Raw genomic sequence first — 16,547 nt, 5'->3', positions numbered from 1 at the left:
CAGTCATGAGTGTTGCTCTCTATTTGCAAGCGGGCGTGGGGTTCTGGGAGCCTCCTCGCGTCTCGAATCCGTTGTAAGATTACCGTCGGAATTGCGCTACTCGTTCGGCATGGAACTACTTCTTCCATCGTATCGCACCTCTCTCACCTATTATATCGTCGATAACTCGAGTCCACTCGGCTTCGTGCTGTCTACTATATTACAAGCTATACAAACGAACGTTTGTAACAACCGAATCAAATAGATCTGGCCAGGAATGGACTTCTCGTCTTTCGGTTCTGTAGTCACACGTCGAATCGTTCGGAGGTGTCATGGTGGCACACGTTTTCGATACTCGCCGCCACTGTCGATGCCGACTCCGTCTCGGCAGTTCGCCAATAGCGAACCAGAGTTCGCCCCTGCGGAGATCGACCAGAACCCGACATTCCTCCGCTAGTTCACCTTCCGTTACAGTCTTACGCATGTAATGTATGCGGGACTATCCCACAACCTACGTTTCTTGCCAGAGAACGGCCTCGGGCGATGTTCTTCGATCGGGTAACTGCCGACACCGACAGTACACCGCCGGTCGAGTCCACCGCTACTGGGGTTGTTCTGGTCTCGCGTCCACAAATGAGATGTTTTATAACGCCGCCTACGGTTGATGTAGGTATGCACTTCGTCCGATACGATAGCGACCGACTCGGAGTACTCACTGACGACCAGACGGGCATCGTCGATCTGACAGACCGCCTCGGCCTCGAGTCCGAGGACCCGCTGATCGAATACATCGAGGGCGACTACGACGCGAGCCAGTACGCAGACGAGGACGCGGATCACTCCGTCGAGGACGTCCACGTCGAATCGCCGGTCGAACACCCGAAGAAAGTCATCGCCGCCCCGCTGAACTACGAAAACCACATCGAGGAGGCGATCAGCGACAAGGACATCACCACCGACGAGTGGTTCTCGATCGAAGACAAGGGCTACTTCCTCAAAGCGCCCTCGAGCATCGCCGGCCCCGACGACGGAATTGAACTGCCGTTCTCGGATCGGCGGGTCGACCACGAGATCGAACTCGCGTTCATCATGGGTTCGGACGTGAAAGACGTCGACGCCGACGAGGCGTGGGACAACATCTTCGGATACACGATCCTGCTCGACATCTCCGTTCGCGGCGATCAGGACCGCTCGAACCGGAAGTCCTACGACACGTTCACCATCATCGGCCCGTGCGTCGCGACGCCGGACGAGGTCGGCGAACCGCAGAACCTCGATATGGAACTCCAACTCAACGGCGAGACCCGCCAGGACGACAACACTAACGATATGGTCTACACGTGCGCGGACGTCGTCGAATACGCCTCCCTCGGCGCGACCATCTCGGCCGGCGACGTCATCACGACTGGAACCCCGGAGGGTGTCAGCTCGCTCGCCGACGGCGACACGATCGACGCCGAAATCGAGAACGTCGGCTCGATGACCGTCGACGTGACCGAACGCGACGCTCGTTTCGCCGACGTCAACGTCGAGAAGGGCGGCCAGTAATCGAGGACGAAACGAGCGGTCTTCCAGCGGTTTTCGAGCAGTCTCCAAATCGTTTTTCGATCCGTTTTCGGTCGCTCCGGTTCGCGATACTTCGATGGGCAATGCTCTTATGGATTGGTTCCGTCACTGTTAGCTATGGCAGAGTTCGAGAACCCCTACGCCGAAAACGACCCGTTCGTCGAAGCGCACTTCGATTGTCTGAACTGCGGCGGCAAGCTCTGGGAATACGCGATCCAACGGCAGATGGTGTGTGAAGACTGTCGCGAGGTCTTCCCAACGCAGGAGGTCTTCGACGATCAGGTGGCCGCCGACCCCTGATGCGGATCGGTGGCCATTCCGCTTGTCGTCGCTCGCTCGTGTAGCACAGTGCCGACCGCGGAAACTGTGTTCTCGGGGACGACCGTCGACGGCGTCAAACGGTCTAACGGCGTCGCGTTCGCTTTCGTTCGGCTCTCCAACACACTTATGGTGATACTTGTGCAACACGCTAGTATGGCACAGCAAGAGCCCGACGAACAGGTAGAGCTGAGCTCCAGCACCCGGAGCCATCTCGAGGAACAGAACCTTCGGCCGCTCTGGGAGGTCGAGGATACGATGGGCAACGTCTACGACGACCTCGAGCCGGATATCTGGAAGTGGGAGGACATCCAGACCGCAATCGACAACATCGAGGACGACATTCCGATCGACGACCTGCCGCCGGGCTTTCAGCGACGCGTGACGGTCCCGATCAACACCGGGATGGAAAACGCGATTTCGAACACGATCTACGTCGGCGTCCAGACGGTTTCACCGGGCGAAACCGCACCTGCACACCGACACGGTGCGAACGCGTTGCGGTTTACGATCGACGGCCACGAGGAGATGAAGACGGTCGTCGCGGGTGAGGAGTTCCCGATGCACGACAACGACCTGATCACGACGCCGCAGTGGGAGTGGCACGATCACGTCAACGACTCCGACGAAACCGCGACGTGGCTCGACGTGCTCGATCTGCCGCTGATTCTCGACTCGTTGAACGCCAGGAACGTCTTCGAAAACCACGAACTCGACCGACAGCCGGTCACCAAGACGCAGGGGTACTGGGATTCGCAGTACGGTCGGGCCCGTCCCACCGAAGCGGCGAAAGACGACTCCATTCCGGGTCCGTTCGAGGGGACCGCCGACCCGACGCCCCCGTATCGGTTCAAGTGGCGCGAAACCCACGAAACGCTGCGCCAGCGGGCCGACAACGATACGCCCGACCCCTACGACGGCTACAGCATGGCGTACGTCAACCCCAACTCCGGATCGCCGCCGCTGTTCCCGACGATGTCGTTCCGCTCGCAACTGCTCAACGAGGGGCCGACGGACGCCCACTTCCACAACGCGACCGAGGTCTTCTTCGTCATCGAAGGAGAGGGTGCGACCCACGTTGACGGCGAGGCCCTCGAGTGGAGTGAACGCGACATCTTCGTCGTTCCGCCGGGAACCAAACACCACCACGAACCAGACGACGAAGCGATCCTGCTCGGCATGTCGGATCGACCGGTGTACGAAGCGTTCAACTTCTACACCGAAGCCGAGGCCTGAACAGCCTGCGTTCGCCGTTCGGCACTTGCTATTCTATCCACCGCCCAGTGTTCGATACCCGCCGCTCGGTACGTGCTATCCGTCACTCGGCACTTGTTATCCGTCGCTCGAGGTTCGCTACCCGTCGCTCGGCCATGTTTTCGACGCCACTTCGCACAGCAAGCCGGCCCTCGAGCGATTCCCACCGCTGAAGCGCCGTCTCCGCGACCCCTACTCGCTCCGGGCGTCCGGCGTCAGAGTTACCAGCGCGTCGAGCGCGAGCGCGTCGTCGCCGCGCGCCAGCAGCGGGTTCACCTCGACCTCCGAAACAGAAGGTTCGTCGACGAGGAACTCGCCGACAGTCTGTATCGCGTCGGCGACCGCGTCCCGATCGATTGCCGGTTCGCCGCGGTAGCCGTCAAGCAGTGGCGAGGCCTCGAGCTCGCGCGTCATCGCCAGCGCCTCCTCGGTCGTCACCGGCGCGAGTCGGTGGCTCGTATCCTCCAGGACTTCGACGGCGACGCCCCCGAGTCCGACCAGGACGGTGGGTCCGAACGACGGGTCGCGGGTTCCGCCGACGATGACCTCGATGCCGCCGTCGACCTCGAGTGCGGACTCGACTCTGACTGCCGCCTCTATCCCCCGCTCCTCGGCCGTCTCGAGTATTTCGGCGGCAGCCGCTTCGACGGCGTCCCCGTCCTCGAGTCCGAGGGCGACACCGATACCGCCGCCCCAGTCGCTCTTGTGTTGGACGCTCGGCGATTCGATCTTGACGACGACGGGGTAGCCGAGTCGACCCGCGGCATCCACCGCCTCCGCCGGCGTTTGAGCGGTCTCGCCGTCCGGAACGGCAATTCCACGAGCTGAAAGCACCGCTTTCGCCTCGGATTCGGTGAGCGCCGTTCGTCCCGCTTTCGTCGCCGTCTCGAGCGGATCACTCATCGTCGCTCACCTCGCTTGCGCTCGCCGCTGGCCTCGAATTACGCTTCGCGTACCGAACCAGCGCCGCGACCGCATCTGCGCCCCGTTCAGGCGTTGTGTAGGTCGGAATTCCACAGGCGTTCATAGTCTCGAGCTCCGGCTCGAGCGCGCGTCGCGATCCGCCCGTCGCGAAGACGATCGGTTTCCCGGTCGCCTCCGGGAGCCCCTCGAGCGTGTCGGTCGGGAATCCGAGCCCGGCCTCGAACAGCTCGTAGACCAGCACGATATCGACGTTCTCGTCGCGCGCGACCGCCTCGACGACCTCGCCGAACTCGGGCATCGGGCGGCCCGTGTCGACTGGATTTTCCGAGAAGGTGATTCCCGGAAGGACGTCCTCGACGACTGCCTGCGTCTCCTCGGACAGGGAGGGAAGGGTCGCCCCCGCGGCTTTCAATCGGTCCGTGATCGCGATACCCGGCCCCGCCTGGGCCGTCACGACGCCGACGTTCGGTCCCGACGGTCGCGGACAATCCGCCAGCGCGATTCCGGCGTCGACGAGCTCGCCGACCGACCGCACTGTGGGAACGCCGTACTGTGCGAACCCCGCCTCGTAGAGTTTGTGATCGCCCGTGAGCGAGCCGGTGTGGGACTCGGCGAAGTCGCCGACGTCCTGTTCGCCCACGTTGTAGGTGACGACGGGCGTCGACGCCGACCGGCAGGTCTCGAGCAACCCTCGAGCGTCGTCGGTCCCCTCGACGTGTAACGCGATGGCGTCGGTCTCCTCGTCCCCGTCGAAGTGCTCGACGGCCTCCCGAAAGCCGACGTTCGCGGCGTTCCCGAGCCCGACCATCGCCGAGACGCCCCGGCCGTCGTTCTCCGCCCGGAACGCGGTCGCGAACGCGATCCCGCCGCTCTGGGCGATGATCGCAACGTTTCCGGCTGGAACGTCCTCGGTCCCCGTGGCGAACGTCGCGCGGAGGTTCGATCCCGGCCGCAAGAACCCGCTCGTGTTCGGGCCGAGCAGGTGCACGTCACTCTCCGCCGCCGCTTCGACGAGTCGGTTCTGGAGTCGCTCGCCGTCCTCGCCGGCCTCCGCGAACCCGCCGGAGAAAATCACCGCCGCGCCGATCCCCGCCTCGCCACACTCCTCGATGACCTCCGGGACGACCGGGCCCGGGACGCAGGACAGGACGAGATCGACGTCGCCGTCGATCTCCGTGACCGACGGGACGAACTCGCGATCGAACACGGTACCGGAACTCGAGGGATTGACTGGATACACCGGTCCGTCGTACTCGACGGCGTTTCGCATCGCTTCGTAACCGATCTTGCCCTCCGTCGCGGAGGCACCGACGACGGCGATCCCATTGGGATCGAATAAACTATCGAGAGCCATGAACTGACTTGTATACTCTGTAGCATAGTGTTTTTCATTAGATCTGACGTTCGCAGACCCCTCTCGTTGTCTGACACCGTCGTTATCGCCTCGAGTAGCCTACCAGTCAAATAACCGCCACATCACTGTTTGCCGGACGACCGATCAGCTACTCGAGTACCTGTGTCCGTCGGATCGCTCTTCGCTCCCGAAACGCGCTCGATAGTCGTTGGGACCCGAAGTGAGTAGAACGTGACACGCCCCGCGTGCGGTCGCCTTTCGGGTCACCCCGTGCTCTGAACGGAGTAGCTGTCGGTCGCTTCCCAGTGTATGACCAACCTTAATTAGACTCCCCAAGCAACCGTTCATCAATGACAACAGGGGGTTCAAACAGCCAATCGGTCAAATCGGATGCAACGCTGTTCGCTATCGTCGAAACTATCAAGGATAGAGGGCGTGCGGGTGTCACCGAAATCGCCCGCGAACTCGACCTCGCAAAGAGCACGGTCCACAAACATCTCACCGCGCTCGAACGACGCGGCTACGTCGTCAACGAAGACGGGATCTACCGGGCGGGACTGCAGTTCTTCAGCGACGGGATCGACGTTCGAAACCAGTACGACGTGTTCCACGCCGCCAGGGATCGCATCGACATGCTCGCCGAAGAGACCGCGGAAGCGGTCTGGCTGGTCGTCCGCGAGAACGACCGGGTCATGTTTCTCTACGGCTCGGTCAACAACAACACCTTCAACAGCCACTCGGTGGTCGGCCAGTGGAAACACCTCCACTCCACGTCCGGCGGGAAAGCGATCCTGGCGCACCTGCCCGACGACACCGTCCACGATCTCATCGTCGAGCGCGACCTCCCGAGCCACACCGAGAACACGATTACCGACCGCGAGGAACTCGAGGCGGCCCTCGAGGAGGTCAGGGAGACCGGCATCGCCTGGAACAAGCGAGAGGACTTTACGGGCGTCCACGCGATGGCGGCACCGATTATTCTCGAGGGGCGTCCCATCGGTGCTCTCACGATCGCGGGTGCGGCGAGTCGGTTGACCGAGGAGTACTGCGCCACGCAGCTTCGAGACCCGCTACTGGAGGCGGTCAACGACGTCGAACTCCGACTCGCGTACGATTGATCCCTCGGATTTGATTCTATCCGGTTTCTCTCCTCCTTGGGTTCGGTTCTATCCGGTTTCGCTCTCCCACCTCCGACCCGTTCGCATAGTCGGGCGATCACCGGCGGCACTGTTGGTCGATTACCGGCGGCACTGTCGATCGATCGATGTCCCGTCGGCGGACGAAAATTATTAATATAGATAGAAAGTGGTATTACGTACCTTGGTCACACGATGAACTTTATCGAGGCATTTTCCAGAACAGTTCGGTGTTATTCGGGGAAAACGGCGGTTATCACCGACGAAGGGTGGAGCGAAACGTACGGAGAACTCGATCGTCGAACCACGCGACTGGCGAACGCCCTCGAGGAACGCGTTGGGGGCGCACGGATCGCGACCCTTTCGTGCAACGGGGTGCTCCCGCTCGAGGCGATGCTGGCGAGTCACAAACGCGGTGTCGCCAACGTGCAGTTGCCGTTCCGGGAGAGTCAGGGGGGAATCGTCTCGATGCTCGAGCCGACCGGCGCCTCCGCGCTTCTCTTCGACGATTCGAACGTCGAGAAAGCGCTTGGGGTACTCGATCGGACGGATTTCGACGCCGCGATTCATCGGGGCGATGCGGAGGTCGACCACGAGGCGGTCGAATCCTACGAGGCGATCGTCGAGAACGCCTCGAGCGAGGCCCTCGAGCCGGATCCTGCCTTCGAACACGGCGTCTTCTACACCAGCGGGACGACGAGCACGCCGAAGGCGGTCTTACACGACCAGGAGTCGATGTGGCTCGGGAGCACGCAGGTCGTCATGGAGATGGGGATCGACGAGTCGGACGTCGCGCTCGTCACGTCGCCGTGGTATCACATGGTGACCTGCGACGCGTGGATGCTCCCGCACATTCAGGCCGGCGCGACGATGGTGATTCAGACGCATTTCGATCCCGACGACGCCCTCGAGCTCATCGAAACCCACGACGCGACTGGACTGCTGGCGGTCCCGACGCAGCTTCGCTCCTTCGTCGAGGCCCAGCGGGCGAACGAGTACGCGGTCGAGACCCTCTCGTATATCCGCACCGGCGGGTCGATCGTCACAGAATCGCTCGTCGACGACGTCTCGACTCACCTCACGCCGAACGTCTACAACACGTACGGGCTGACCGAAGGCGGACCGAACCTGGCCTACGCGCCGCCGTCGCTCCAGACCGATCACCCCGGAACGATCGGCAACGAGTCGTTCATGTGGGAGCTCCGGGTCGTCGAACCCGCCGAGACGGCCGCTTCCCTCGATCCCGACGCGACGGTCGGACGGGGTGGAACCGGCGAGGTACTCGCTCGAGGCAAGGGCGCGACCGACGGCTATCTCGGCCGCCCCGAGGCGACCGAACAGCTCTTCGTGGGTGACTGGCTTCGGACCGGCGACATCGCGGAGGTCGACTCCGACGGCAACCTCCACATCGTCGGCCGCGCCGACAACATGATCGTCAGCGGCGGCGAGAACATCTATCCCGAGGAAGTCGAGGAGATCCTCGAGGGGTACGACGCCATCGAGGAGGCGGTCGTGATCGGTGCTCCGGACGACCACTGGGGTGAGCGGGTCGCCTGCGTCGCCTGCGTCGGAGCCGAAACCGCCGTGAGCGAGGACGACCTCGATGAGTTCTGCCGGGATCACGATCGACTGGCGAACTTCAAGCGACCACGCGAGTACGTCCTGACGAGCGAACGACTGCCCCGAACCGATACGGGAACGATCGAGCGCGAGACGGTCTCGCGGGAGTTCTTCGAGATCGAGTAGTGCAAGTATTCGGACATAAGTATTAGTATTCTCCTGGGCAAGCAGTACCACGTATGTACGACGAAATCGCCCCGAACGTCTACGACGTCACGCTCCACGACGGCGGTAACGGCCGGTACCGCGCGTTTCTCTTCGACGTCGACGTTCCGACCCTCGTCGACACCGGACTGGCCGACACCGCGGAGGTGCTGTTCGACGGTCTCGAGGAGATCGGACTCGATCCGGAACGCGTCGTCATCACACACGGCGACGGCGACCACATTGGCGGTCTCGAGGCCGTTCGAGACCGGTACGACGTCGAAACGTGGGTACCGGACCGGACGGCCGTCGACGATTCGCTCGTCGACCGGCGATACGGTGACGAGGACGCAATCGGCCCGTTTACCGCTGTCCACGTTCCCGGTCACACGCCGGACAACCACGCTCTGATCGACGAGGACCGCGGTGTCGCCGTTCTCGGGGACGCGGTGTTCGGCTCGGACGCTAGAGGGCTCCCGGCGGGTTACTTCGTCCTCCCGACCGGGTTCTACTCCGAGGATCTGCTCGAGGCCGATGAAAACCTAGAGCGCCTGCTCGAGTACGAGTTCGAGACCGGACTGGTGTATCACGGGTCGTCGGTGCGCTCCGGTGGGGCAGCGAAACTCTCGTCGTTCGTCGATTTCGTCGGCAAACCCGAGTAATCGACCGCCCTTTCGGCCGGATCGAATCGTGTTTTGAAGCCCTTCCGCTCGAATATACATGGTAGATCGTTTTTATTCGACCTCCTCCGGCCAGTAGTTATTTGGTACTCGTTTGACTAGTACTCTCCAAATGATTGATGGGAACCTGTTGCTTCAACCGTTCGAAGACGCCGAAACGAACGGTGACGATCCCGACGCGGCGAAACTGCGTCAACAGCGGGACTTCTGGCGGGGACTGTTCGACGATTTAGTCGACGAGTTCCCCGAACCGGTCGTGGTGGTCGACGACGACGGAACGATCACACACTGGAACGATGCCCACGTCGAGATGACGGGCATCTCGAAAGACGACGCGATCGGAAACGAGGCGATGAACGTGATTGGTACCGACGGCGTCGAGGAAACGCTGGCCGAAGAGATCGCGCGGACCGGGAACGCGATCAAGGAAGACCAGATCCGCTCCGGCGAGAGTGACGGCGACAACTGGCACATTCGCGCGGCTGGGACGCCCCTGCGCTCGCCCGAGGGCGAGTCGGTCGGTGCGTTCGAGTACGTCTCGATCGTCACCGATCTCGTCGAACAGCGAAAAGAGTTAGAACGCGTCCAGACCGCGATCAGCGAGACCGTCGAAGGCGCGGTCGGCGACCTGTTGTCGGCCGCCGAGACGAACGCGGAGACGACCGAGGAAGTCGACGAATTGGCCGAAGAACAGGTCGAGAACCTCGTCGACGTGCGCAACGAGATGGAGGCGCTCTCGGCGACCGTCGAGGAGATCTCCGCCAGCGCCGAAGAGGTCAGCAGCCAGAGCGAACTCGCCGCCGAACTCGCCGAGGAGTCGAAGGAGGCGACGAGCGAAATCGTGACGATGATCGACGACGTTCGCGGCGCGACGGACACGCTCTCGAAGAGCAGCCGCGAACTCGAGAAGCGGATGAAAGAGATCGACAAGGTAGTCGACGTGATCGACCAGATCGCCGACGAAACTAATCTGCTGGCGGTCAACGCCAACATTCAAGCCGCCCAGGTCGATGCCGGCGCAGAGGGCTTCGCGGTCGTCGCCGACGAGGTCAAAGAGCTCGCCGACCAGTCCAAAGAGGAGGTCGGAACGATCGAGGAGATCGTCGACGACGTCCGCGAGAACACCACCGAAACGATCGAGAGCGTCGAGACGACGATCGATCGAGTCGACGTCGCCATCGAGCGAGCCAGAGCCGTCGACGAAAAACAATCGGACATCTTGGACGCGGTCGAGGAGTCGAACACCGGGATCGAACAGATCGCCGACGCCACCGACGACCAGGCCGCCACCGCCGAGGAAGTCGCCACGATGCTCGGCACCTCCGTCGAGCAGATCGAAGCCGTCGCCGACGAAATCGAAACCCTCGCCGACACCAACGAACAGCAAGCCGCCAAGGTGCGCGAGATCCGTGACGACGTTCGGGAACTCGAGTCGGAACTCTCGTAATCCCGTCGCCGATTTGGTCCTCGAGGATTCGTGTCGGATCGCGTCGGTCGCCGTTGTTTTCTCCCCGGCCGCTCTTATCGCCGGTATCGTCTGGCCCACTCTTATCCTGTCTCCGCTGTCGTCTCCACGTCGTCTTCCTGTCACCATCGAGTGCCGAGAACAACGCTTAAGTGCCTTTACTGTCTCGTTTTCCACGAATGCGAAATCGCAGCAACGGGATTGTCCGGGCCCTCGATGAGTTCACGGACCGGTACCCGTCGACGAACGGTGTCTCTCGTCTCGGAGACGGCGTTCGTCCGAATCGACCGGCCTCGATCGTCGTCGGTGAGACCGTTCGAACGGACTCACCCGCTCGAGGTCGTCCGTTTACGGCTTCCTAATCCCCACCGATCGTCCATCTACAATCGATGACTACGAGCCCCAACACCACACTCGACGACGGCACAGCTACCCCATCGACCGATTCCAGAGCGTCCTACGAGCACGTTTCGGCCGACGTGGAACGTCCCGGTCTCGTCTCGGACATCCGTGGACGCATCGACGGTGACGTCCGATTCGATACCTACACGCGCAACCTCTACGCGACCGACGCCAGCGCGTACGAGCAGACCCCGATCGGCGTCGTCTTCCCGGCCACGACGGACGACGTCGCGACGGTCGTCTCCTACTGCGCGTCGCGGGAGATTCCGGTGCTTCCCCGCGGCGGCGGCACGAGCCTCGCCGGTCAGGCGGTCAACGAGGCCGTCGTGCTCGATTTCACGCGACACATGGACGGTATTCTGTCCGTGTCGCCCGAAGACGAACGCGCACGCGTCCAGGCTGGGACGGTCCTCGAGGATCTCAACGAGACGCTCGCGCCACACGACCTGAAGTTCGCCCCCGACCCGGCGGCCGGGAACCGGAGCGCCATCGGCGGGGCGATCGGCAACAACTCCACCGGCGCTCACTCGCTCGTCTACGGGAAGACCGACGCGTACATCGAGGAGTGCGAAGCCGTCTTCGCGGACGGGACCGTGACGACGCTCGGCGAAACGTCGGTCGACGAGATCCGTCGCGAGGCCGATCCCGACGGCGACCTTCTCGAGCGGGTGTACGCACAGATTACGACGATTCTGGACGATCAGGCGGAGACCGTTCGCGACCGGTTCCCCGATCTGAAGCGTAACGTCTCCGGTTACAACTACGACGTACTCGTCGAGGAAGCCGAGACGGGAACCGTCAATCTCGCGCGCCTCCTCGCGGGGAGCGAGGGAACGCTCGCCGTCGTCACGGCGGCGACGGTGTCTCTCGAGCCCGTCCCCGAGACCAAGTCCGTTTCGCTGCTGTTCTACGAGAGCGTCCTCGAGGCCGTGACGGACGTCCAGTACGTCCTCGAGCACGAGCCGGCCGCGGTCGAACTGATCGACGACGTGTTGCTCGGCCTGGCTCGCAACACCGCCGAGTTCGAGGAGGCGGCCTCGCTCGTCCCCGCCGACGCCGAGGCCGCGTTGCTCGTCGAGTTCTACGCCGACGACGACGATGACGGACGCGATCAGACTGCCGGTCTGCTCGCCGATCGAGTGCCAAAGGGGGCCGACGAGGCCGCGAACGCGCCGCCGTCGGACCGGCCGCGAACGGACGATAACATCGCGTTCGAGGGGCTCGAGGCCCACGAGAAGGGGAAGCGAAAGATGTTCTGGACGCTCCGGAAAGCCGGCCTCCCGATCCTGCTCTCGCGGACCTCCGACGAGAAACACATCAGCTTCATCGAAGACTGTGCGGTGCCGCCCGAACACCTGCCCGAGTTCGTCGAGCGGTTCCAGGCGCTGCTGGCCGAGAAGGATCGCGACGACGACGCGGCCTTCTACGCCCACGCAGGGCCGGGAGTCCTGCACGTTCGCCCGCTCGTGAACACGAAGGCGGATCGAGACCGCGAGGATATGCGCGCCATCGCCGACGAGGTCACGGACATGGTCGTCGAGTTCGGCGGCAGCGTCTCGGGCGAACACGGCGACGGTCGCGCGCGCACCCAGTGGAACCACAAACTCTACGGGGACGAACTCTGGCAGTCGTTTCGCGACCTGAAGACCGCTTTCGACCCCGACTGGCTGCTCAATCCGGGCAACGTCTGTGGCGACCACGACATGACCGAGCACCTTCGCTACGACGAGGATTACACCTACGACGCCGGTCTCGAGCCCTCGCTGAACTGGGAGAACGAAAACGGGATGCAGGGCATGGTCGAACTCTGTCACGGCTGCGGGGGCTGTCGCGGCAGTCAGGACACTACCGGCGGCGTGATGTGTCCGACATATCGCGCCGCAGACGAGGAGATCACGGCGACCCGCGGCCGCGCGAACCTCCTGCGTCAGGCGATGAGCGGTGACCTCCCGGACGACCCCACGGACGACGAGTTCGCCGAGGAAGTGCTCGACCTGTGTATCGGCTGTAAGGGCTGCGCTCGAGACTGCCCGAGCGAGGTCGACATGGCCAAACTCAAAACCGAAGTCATGCACGCGCGCCACCAGGAACAGGGCGCGGGGCTGCGGGACAAACTGTTCGCGAACTTCGATTCGCTCGCCGCGCTCGGAAGCAAGTTTGCGCCGGTTTCGAATCTCGCCCAGTCGATCCCGGGATCGCAACTGCTTGCCGAAAAGACGGTTGGGATCGCTCGAGAGCGCTCGCTTCCCACGTTCCAGCGGGAGACGGTACAGGACTGGTTCGACGCCCGCGGCGGCCCGCAGGTCCCGGCGGCGAACGCGACTCGCAAAGCTGTCTTCTTCGTCGACACCTACACCAACTACGTCCATCCAGAGGTCGGGAAGGCGGCCGTCACCGTTCTCGAGGCGGCGGGCGTTCGCGTCGAACTCGCCGATCGAACCGGCAGCGGCCGACCGCCGCTCTCGAAGGGGTTCATCGATATCGCCCGCGACGCGATGGAGAAGAACGTCGCCGAACTCGCGCCTCGCGTTCGCGACGGCTGGGACGTCGTCCTCGTCGAGCCCTCGGACGCGGTGATGTTCCAGTCCGACGCGCTCGATCTGCTGTCGGGCGATCGGGTTTCGTCGGTCGCCGCCAACTCCTACGGCATCTGCGAGTACGTCGACCAGTTCCGCCTCGACGACCACGTCGACTGGGACGCACCGGCCGACTCGCTCGCCTATCACGGCCACTGCCACCAGAAGGCGGTCAAGAAAGACCACCACGCGGTCGGCGCGCTTCGCCGGGCCGGGTACGACGTCGATCCGCTCGATTCGGGCTGCTGTGGAATGGCCGGGACGTTCGGGTACGAGTCCGAACACTACTCGATGAGCACTTCGATCGCCGATATCCTCCTCGAGCAGATCGACGCGAGCGACGCGGCGGTCGTCACCGCGCCCGGAACGTCCTGTCGAACCCAACTCGACGACAGCGACCTCGATCCCGTTCCCGCGAGCAGTTCGCTCGCTGGGTCCGAACTCGAGGGAAGTACGCCGCCGACGCCGATCGAACTCCTCGCCCACGCGATCGATCGGTGACGTACTGCTCGAGGTGACGCACTGCCAGACGCACAGATACGCCTCCCGGACGGGTGCGTAATCGTGCGGTTCACCCCTCTTGTGACGAGCAACCGTGAGGTATCGACCATTCGAAATCATCGGCGATCGATCGTACTCCCGGTCGGGCTGGGCGGGGAGAGTGCCGTACACGCCGCCGGTGAACGCAATCGTTAACTTTCAACACATACCTCGGTAGCGTATGGCGTACCAGATCGTCGATCCCGACGGAGTCGAACCCCTCACAGACCGCCCAGTCGACGCCCGCTCGCTCTCCGACGCCGCCGGACTCGAGAACGTCGCCCTCCGCGTCTATACGGCGGCTCCCGGCCAGCAACTGCCGCTTTCCTATCACTACCACGACGAGCAAGAGGAGGTATTTTACGTGCTCGAGGGAACGCTCCACGTCGAAACGCCCGAGGAGGAGTTCGCGGTCGAATCCGGGACCGCGTTCGTCGCCGAACCGGGGAGCCCCCATCGAGCGTTCAACCCCGAATCCGCTGCGAGCGATCTCGAGGTGCTGGCGCTCGGAGCGCCGGCGGTAGACGACGCCCACTCGTACGAGGGATAAGGACGATATCGTTCACGCGACGGAACAGGTTGTTTCAGTGAAACATGTTACACCGGTATGTACGTAAACTCACGAATGCGTACTTGGTTCGTGGTTTAGACCACGAATCGCTGGTGTTCATGTATGTATAAATCAAATTCACTCTTCTTTTGGATTCTATATCGGGCCTGTTAGTTCTCCTCGCAGAGAGTATCGAGATCTTCTCGCTCTGGTTCGATAGGGCTATCGTGCCATCGAATACTCCTGCACTACGCGTTTCTCGTGGTGAGACATGGACGGCCATTTCGGTACTCCTGCAGTGTCGCTGCTGTTCGGAGAATTCCACGACGAATACTCTACTCGTGACGGCCGTCCCCTTCCCTCGCTGTGCTTCGAGTTCGCTGATGACGATCAGGACTAGCTACAAACGGCCGATTCGGTCGTTTTGAATCGGTTTCCTGATGAACGGACGGGTCTTCTTTCAACGTACCTCGTAAAATCGCCCTAATATGTGGCCCCTTTTTTTATATCACATGGGTGTTCTTGTCGAACTATGTTCGGCAGTTCAGTTTGGGAGGACGACGAGCACGTCTCGGGGTCTCGAGCGGATCCCGAAGACAAGTCGGTTCGTGGTCGAAGCGAGTCTCCTCACGAAGTGTTCGTCGTCGTTACGAGCGGACAGGCGATCTTCTTCGCAGCGTCGGCCCCGATGGTCGACATGTTCGACGATATTCCGATGCGGTTCCGTGATCTCTTCGTGCTTCTGGTTCTTCGAACTGCTCTTCTCGTTGTCGTTTCTGCGGTGCTCGTCCACGCGTCAGCGGCGGTCGGTTTGATATAGGAGTTACCAGAGGGGTTTCGACCAGTGGTCATTGACCTCGCTCGAGTGGCCTACTCGAGACGCGCTACTGTCACAATTTCCGCAGAAGCGACTCGCCGCTTTGTTCTCTCAAGGCGTCGGAGCGCTTTCGGAAAACGAGATCGGTTCGGCTACTCTGTCGTCTCGAGCAACACCGTTCGATCCGATTTCAGGACGACGTTTTGCGTAACGCTCCCGAAGAGGGCCTTCCCGGTTGGCGATCGCTTCCGTCCGGCGAGGCTAATGATGCCGGCGTCGATCTCGTCGGCCTTGGTCAGGATGTTTCGAACGGCATCCCCACTCGACTGGTCGATTTGGACGTCGAATCCCGCATCCTCGAGGACCTGCTTGGCCTTCTTGACGGACTTGAGATCGCCCGCATCCGCGCCTTCGTCGTCGGTCCGGAACACGTGGTAGAGGACGATTGTGGTGTCATCTATGCGTATCGGTAGCTCGGTGATCGATTCGGCCTGTGTCGTCGCTCGCTCGACGTCCGTGTCGATACTGAGTAATATCGTTGTCATTGGTTGGGATTGCTCTGTCTGTCCGTTTATCAGGCTATCCTGTGGGTTCGGTCGTGTCGCGCTACCTCTTTTTTATATTGGAGTGCTAAATGCTTTGCTGCCTTCCGACTCGAGGTAGTGTTTCGCCGTTCGGAGTCTCCCCAGACGGCAGTCATTGGATGAACAGGACACGATCACGGTGTACGGCCGATACAGCCGCGATAAGATTAGTGAGGACGTGGCCCGTATCCTTCTCGGTGAGAAACTCGGTAGGATCGAAGAGGAGAAAGAGTCGTTCGAGGCGGCTATGGAACGAAACACGTCTGAATGCTTGACGGGCAGCGATGGCGAGTGAGGTTCGTTATCCGATACTGGTTGATACGAGTTCCTTGGTCGTGGTTGCGAACACCACTCAGTGGGAACGGCTGAACGCCGCGATCCATCTTCCAACGATAAACGTCTGCAAACGCGAACTTCAAACCCCGTTAGCTCGAACAAATATTCGTCACCGTGGTCGTGCATCACTGTCGTTCCCCACCCGCATTGGTCAGACGCAGGCGAGCAATCGCTCGAGCAGGAACCTTCTGAGCATGCTTCTTCGTATCAATTCGTATCGGTTCTTTAATCTGATTGATAAGGTCCTCATCGCAAAACCTGAATTTTGCGAGGCAGCTGTGGAGATGATTCGGACGGAGGGG

Annotated in this window: 14 protein-coding genes and 1 pseudogene; 12 read left to right on the top strand and 3 right to left on the bottom strand. The window is 62.0% G+C overall.

Annotated elements, in window-relative coordinates; translation table 11 throughout:
* Positions 1-651: 651 nt before the first annotated feature.
* The 3 genes from BM348_RS14780 (at position 652) to BM348_RS14770 (ending at position 3,099) form a co-directional block, all read left to right on the top strand.
* Entirely contained in the window at positions 652-1,527 is an 876-nt protein-coding gene (locus BM348_RS14780; protein ID WP_092905894.1) for a fumarylacetoacetate hydrolase family protein, read from the top strand.
* A 135-nt stretch (positions 1,528-1,662) separates the two neighbouring features.
* Complete coding sequence (locus BM348_RS14775) at positions 1,663-1,845, top strand: hypothetical protein (protein ID WP_092905892.1); 183 nt, start codon at positions 1,663-1,665, stop codon at positions 1,843-1,845.
* Between the two features lie 174 nt (positions 1,846-2,019).
* Positions 2,020-3,099 carry a cupin domain-containing protein gene (locus BM348_RS14770; RefSeq protein ID WP_092906400.1) on the top strand — a complete coding sequence of 360 codons (1,080 nt, stop codon included), beginning with the start codon at positions 2,020-2,022 and terminating at the stop codon, positions 3,097-3,099.
* 210 nt (positions 3,100-3,309) lie between these two features.
* On the opposite strand, the gene BM348_RS14765 is transcribed toward BM348_RS14770, so the two are convergent.
* The gene (locus BM348_RS14765) at positions 3,310-4,020 is read right to left on the bottom strand and encodes an acetate--CoA ligase family protein (protein WP_092905890.1); all 711 of its coding nucleotides are present in this window, start codon (positions 4,018-4,020) and stop codon (positions 3,310-3,312) included.
* A complete protein-coding gene (locus BM348_RS14760) occupies positions 4,013-5,395 on the bottom strand; it encodes an acetate--CoA ligase family protein (protein ID WP_092905889.1) in 1,383 nt (460 codons plus the stop codon). The genes BM348_RS14765 and BM348_RS14760 overlap by 8 nt, the downstream gene beginning before the upstream one ends.
* A gap of 350 nt (positions 5,396-5,745) precedes the next feature.
* Here BM348_RS14760 and BM348_RS14755 point away from each other — a divergent pair, with 350 nt between their 5' ends.
* The 8 genes and pseudogenes from BM348_RS14755 to BM348_RS22440 form a co-directional block, all read left to right on the top strand.
* Positions 5,746-6,513 (top strand): IclR family transcriptional regulator, encoded by a 768-nt coding sequence (locus BM348_RS14755; protein WP_092905888.1) that lies wholly within the window; start codon positions 5,746-5,748, stop codon positions 6,511-6,513.
* A 213-nt stretch (positions 6,514-6,726) separates the two neighbouring features.
* Positions 6,727-8,277 carry a class I adenylate-forming enzyme family protein gene (locus BM348_RS14750; RefSeq protein WP_092905885.1) on the top strand — a complete coding sequence of 517 codons (1,551 nt, stop codon included), beginning with the start codon at positions 6,727-6,729 and terminating at the stop codon, positions 8,275-8,277.
* Between the two features lie 53 nt (positions 8,278-8,330).
* Positions 8,331-8,957, top strand: a complete 627-nt coding sequence (locus BM348_RS14745) for an MBL fold metallo-hydrolase (protein ID WP_092905883.1) — start codon at positions 8,331-8,333, stop codon at positions 8,955-8,957.
* A 130-nt stretch (positions 8,958-9,087) separates the two neighbouring features.
* Positions 9,088-10,422, top strand: coding sequence for a methyl-accepting chemotaxis protein (locus tag BM348_RS14740; RefSeq protein WP_092905881.1), 1,335 nt, complete (start codon positions 9,088-9,090; stop codon positions 10,420-10,422).
* 197 nt (positions 10,423-10,619) lie between these two features.
* Positions 10,620-10,802: a hypothetical protein gene (locus tag BM348_RS14735; protein ID WP_092905879.1), complete on the top strand. Its 183-nt coding sequence runs from the start codon at positions 10,620-10,622 to the stop codon at positions 10,800-10,802.
* A 27-nt stretch (positions 10,803-10,829) separates the two neighbouring features.
* Positions 10,830-13,919, top strand: a complete 3,090-nt coding sequence (locus tag BM348_RS14730; protein WP_092905877.1) for an FAD-binding and (Fe-S)-binding domain-containing protein — start codon at positions 10,830-10,832, stop codon at positions 13,917-13,919.
* A gap of 220 nt (positions 13,920-14,139) precedes the next feature.
* Positions 14,140-14,508, top strand: coding sequence for a cupin domain-containing protein (locus tag BM348_RS14725; protein ID WP_092905875.1), 369 nt, complete (start codon positions 14,140-14,142; stop codon positions 14,506-14,508).
* Between the two features lie 640 nt (positions 14,509-15,148).
* Positions 15,149-15,328, top strand: a pseudogene (locus tag BM348_RS22440) (YjiH family protein); the annotation flags it as partial.
* A gap of 149 nt (positions 15,329-15,477) precedes the next feature.
* Here the strand turns inward: BM348_RS22440 and BM348_RS14715 are convergent.
* Positions 15,478-15,870, bottom strand: coding sequence for a universal stress protein (locus BM348_RS14715; RefSeq protein WP_092905873.1), 393 nt, complete (start codon positions 15,868-15,870; stop codon positions 15,478-15,480).
* A gap of 154 nt (positions 15,871-16,024) precedes the next feature.
* Between BM348_RS14715 and BM348_RS14710 the strand changes: the two genes are divergently transcribed.
* Positions 16,025-16,204 carry a hypothetical protein gene (locus tag BM348_RS14710; RefSeq protein ID WP_245779476.1) on the top strand — a complete coding sequence of 60 codons (180 nt, stop codon included), beginning with the start codon at positions 16,025-16,027 and terminating at the stop codon, positions 16,202-16,204.
* Positions 16,205-16,547 lie beyond the last annotated feature (343 nt).

Origin of the sequence: Halostagnicola kamekurae (genome assembly GCF_900116205.1) — an archaeon.
Taxonomy (GTDB): Archaea; Halobacteriota; Halobacteria; order Halobacteriales; family Natrialbaceae; genus Halostagnicola; species Halostagnicola kamekurae.
The sequence above is the reverse complement of the archived record's forward strand: the minus strand, read 5'-3'. Positions and strand labels throughout refer to the sequence as shown.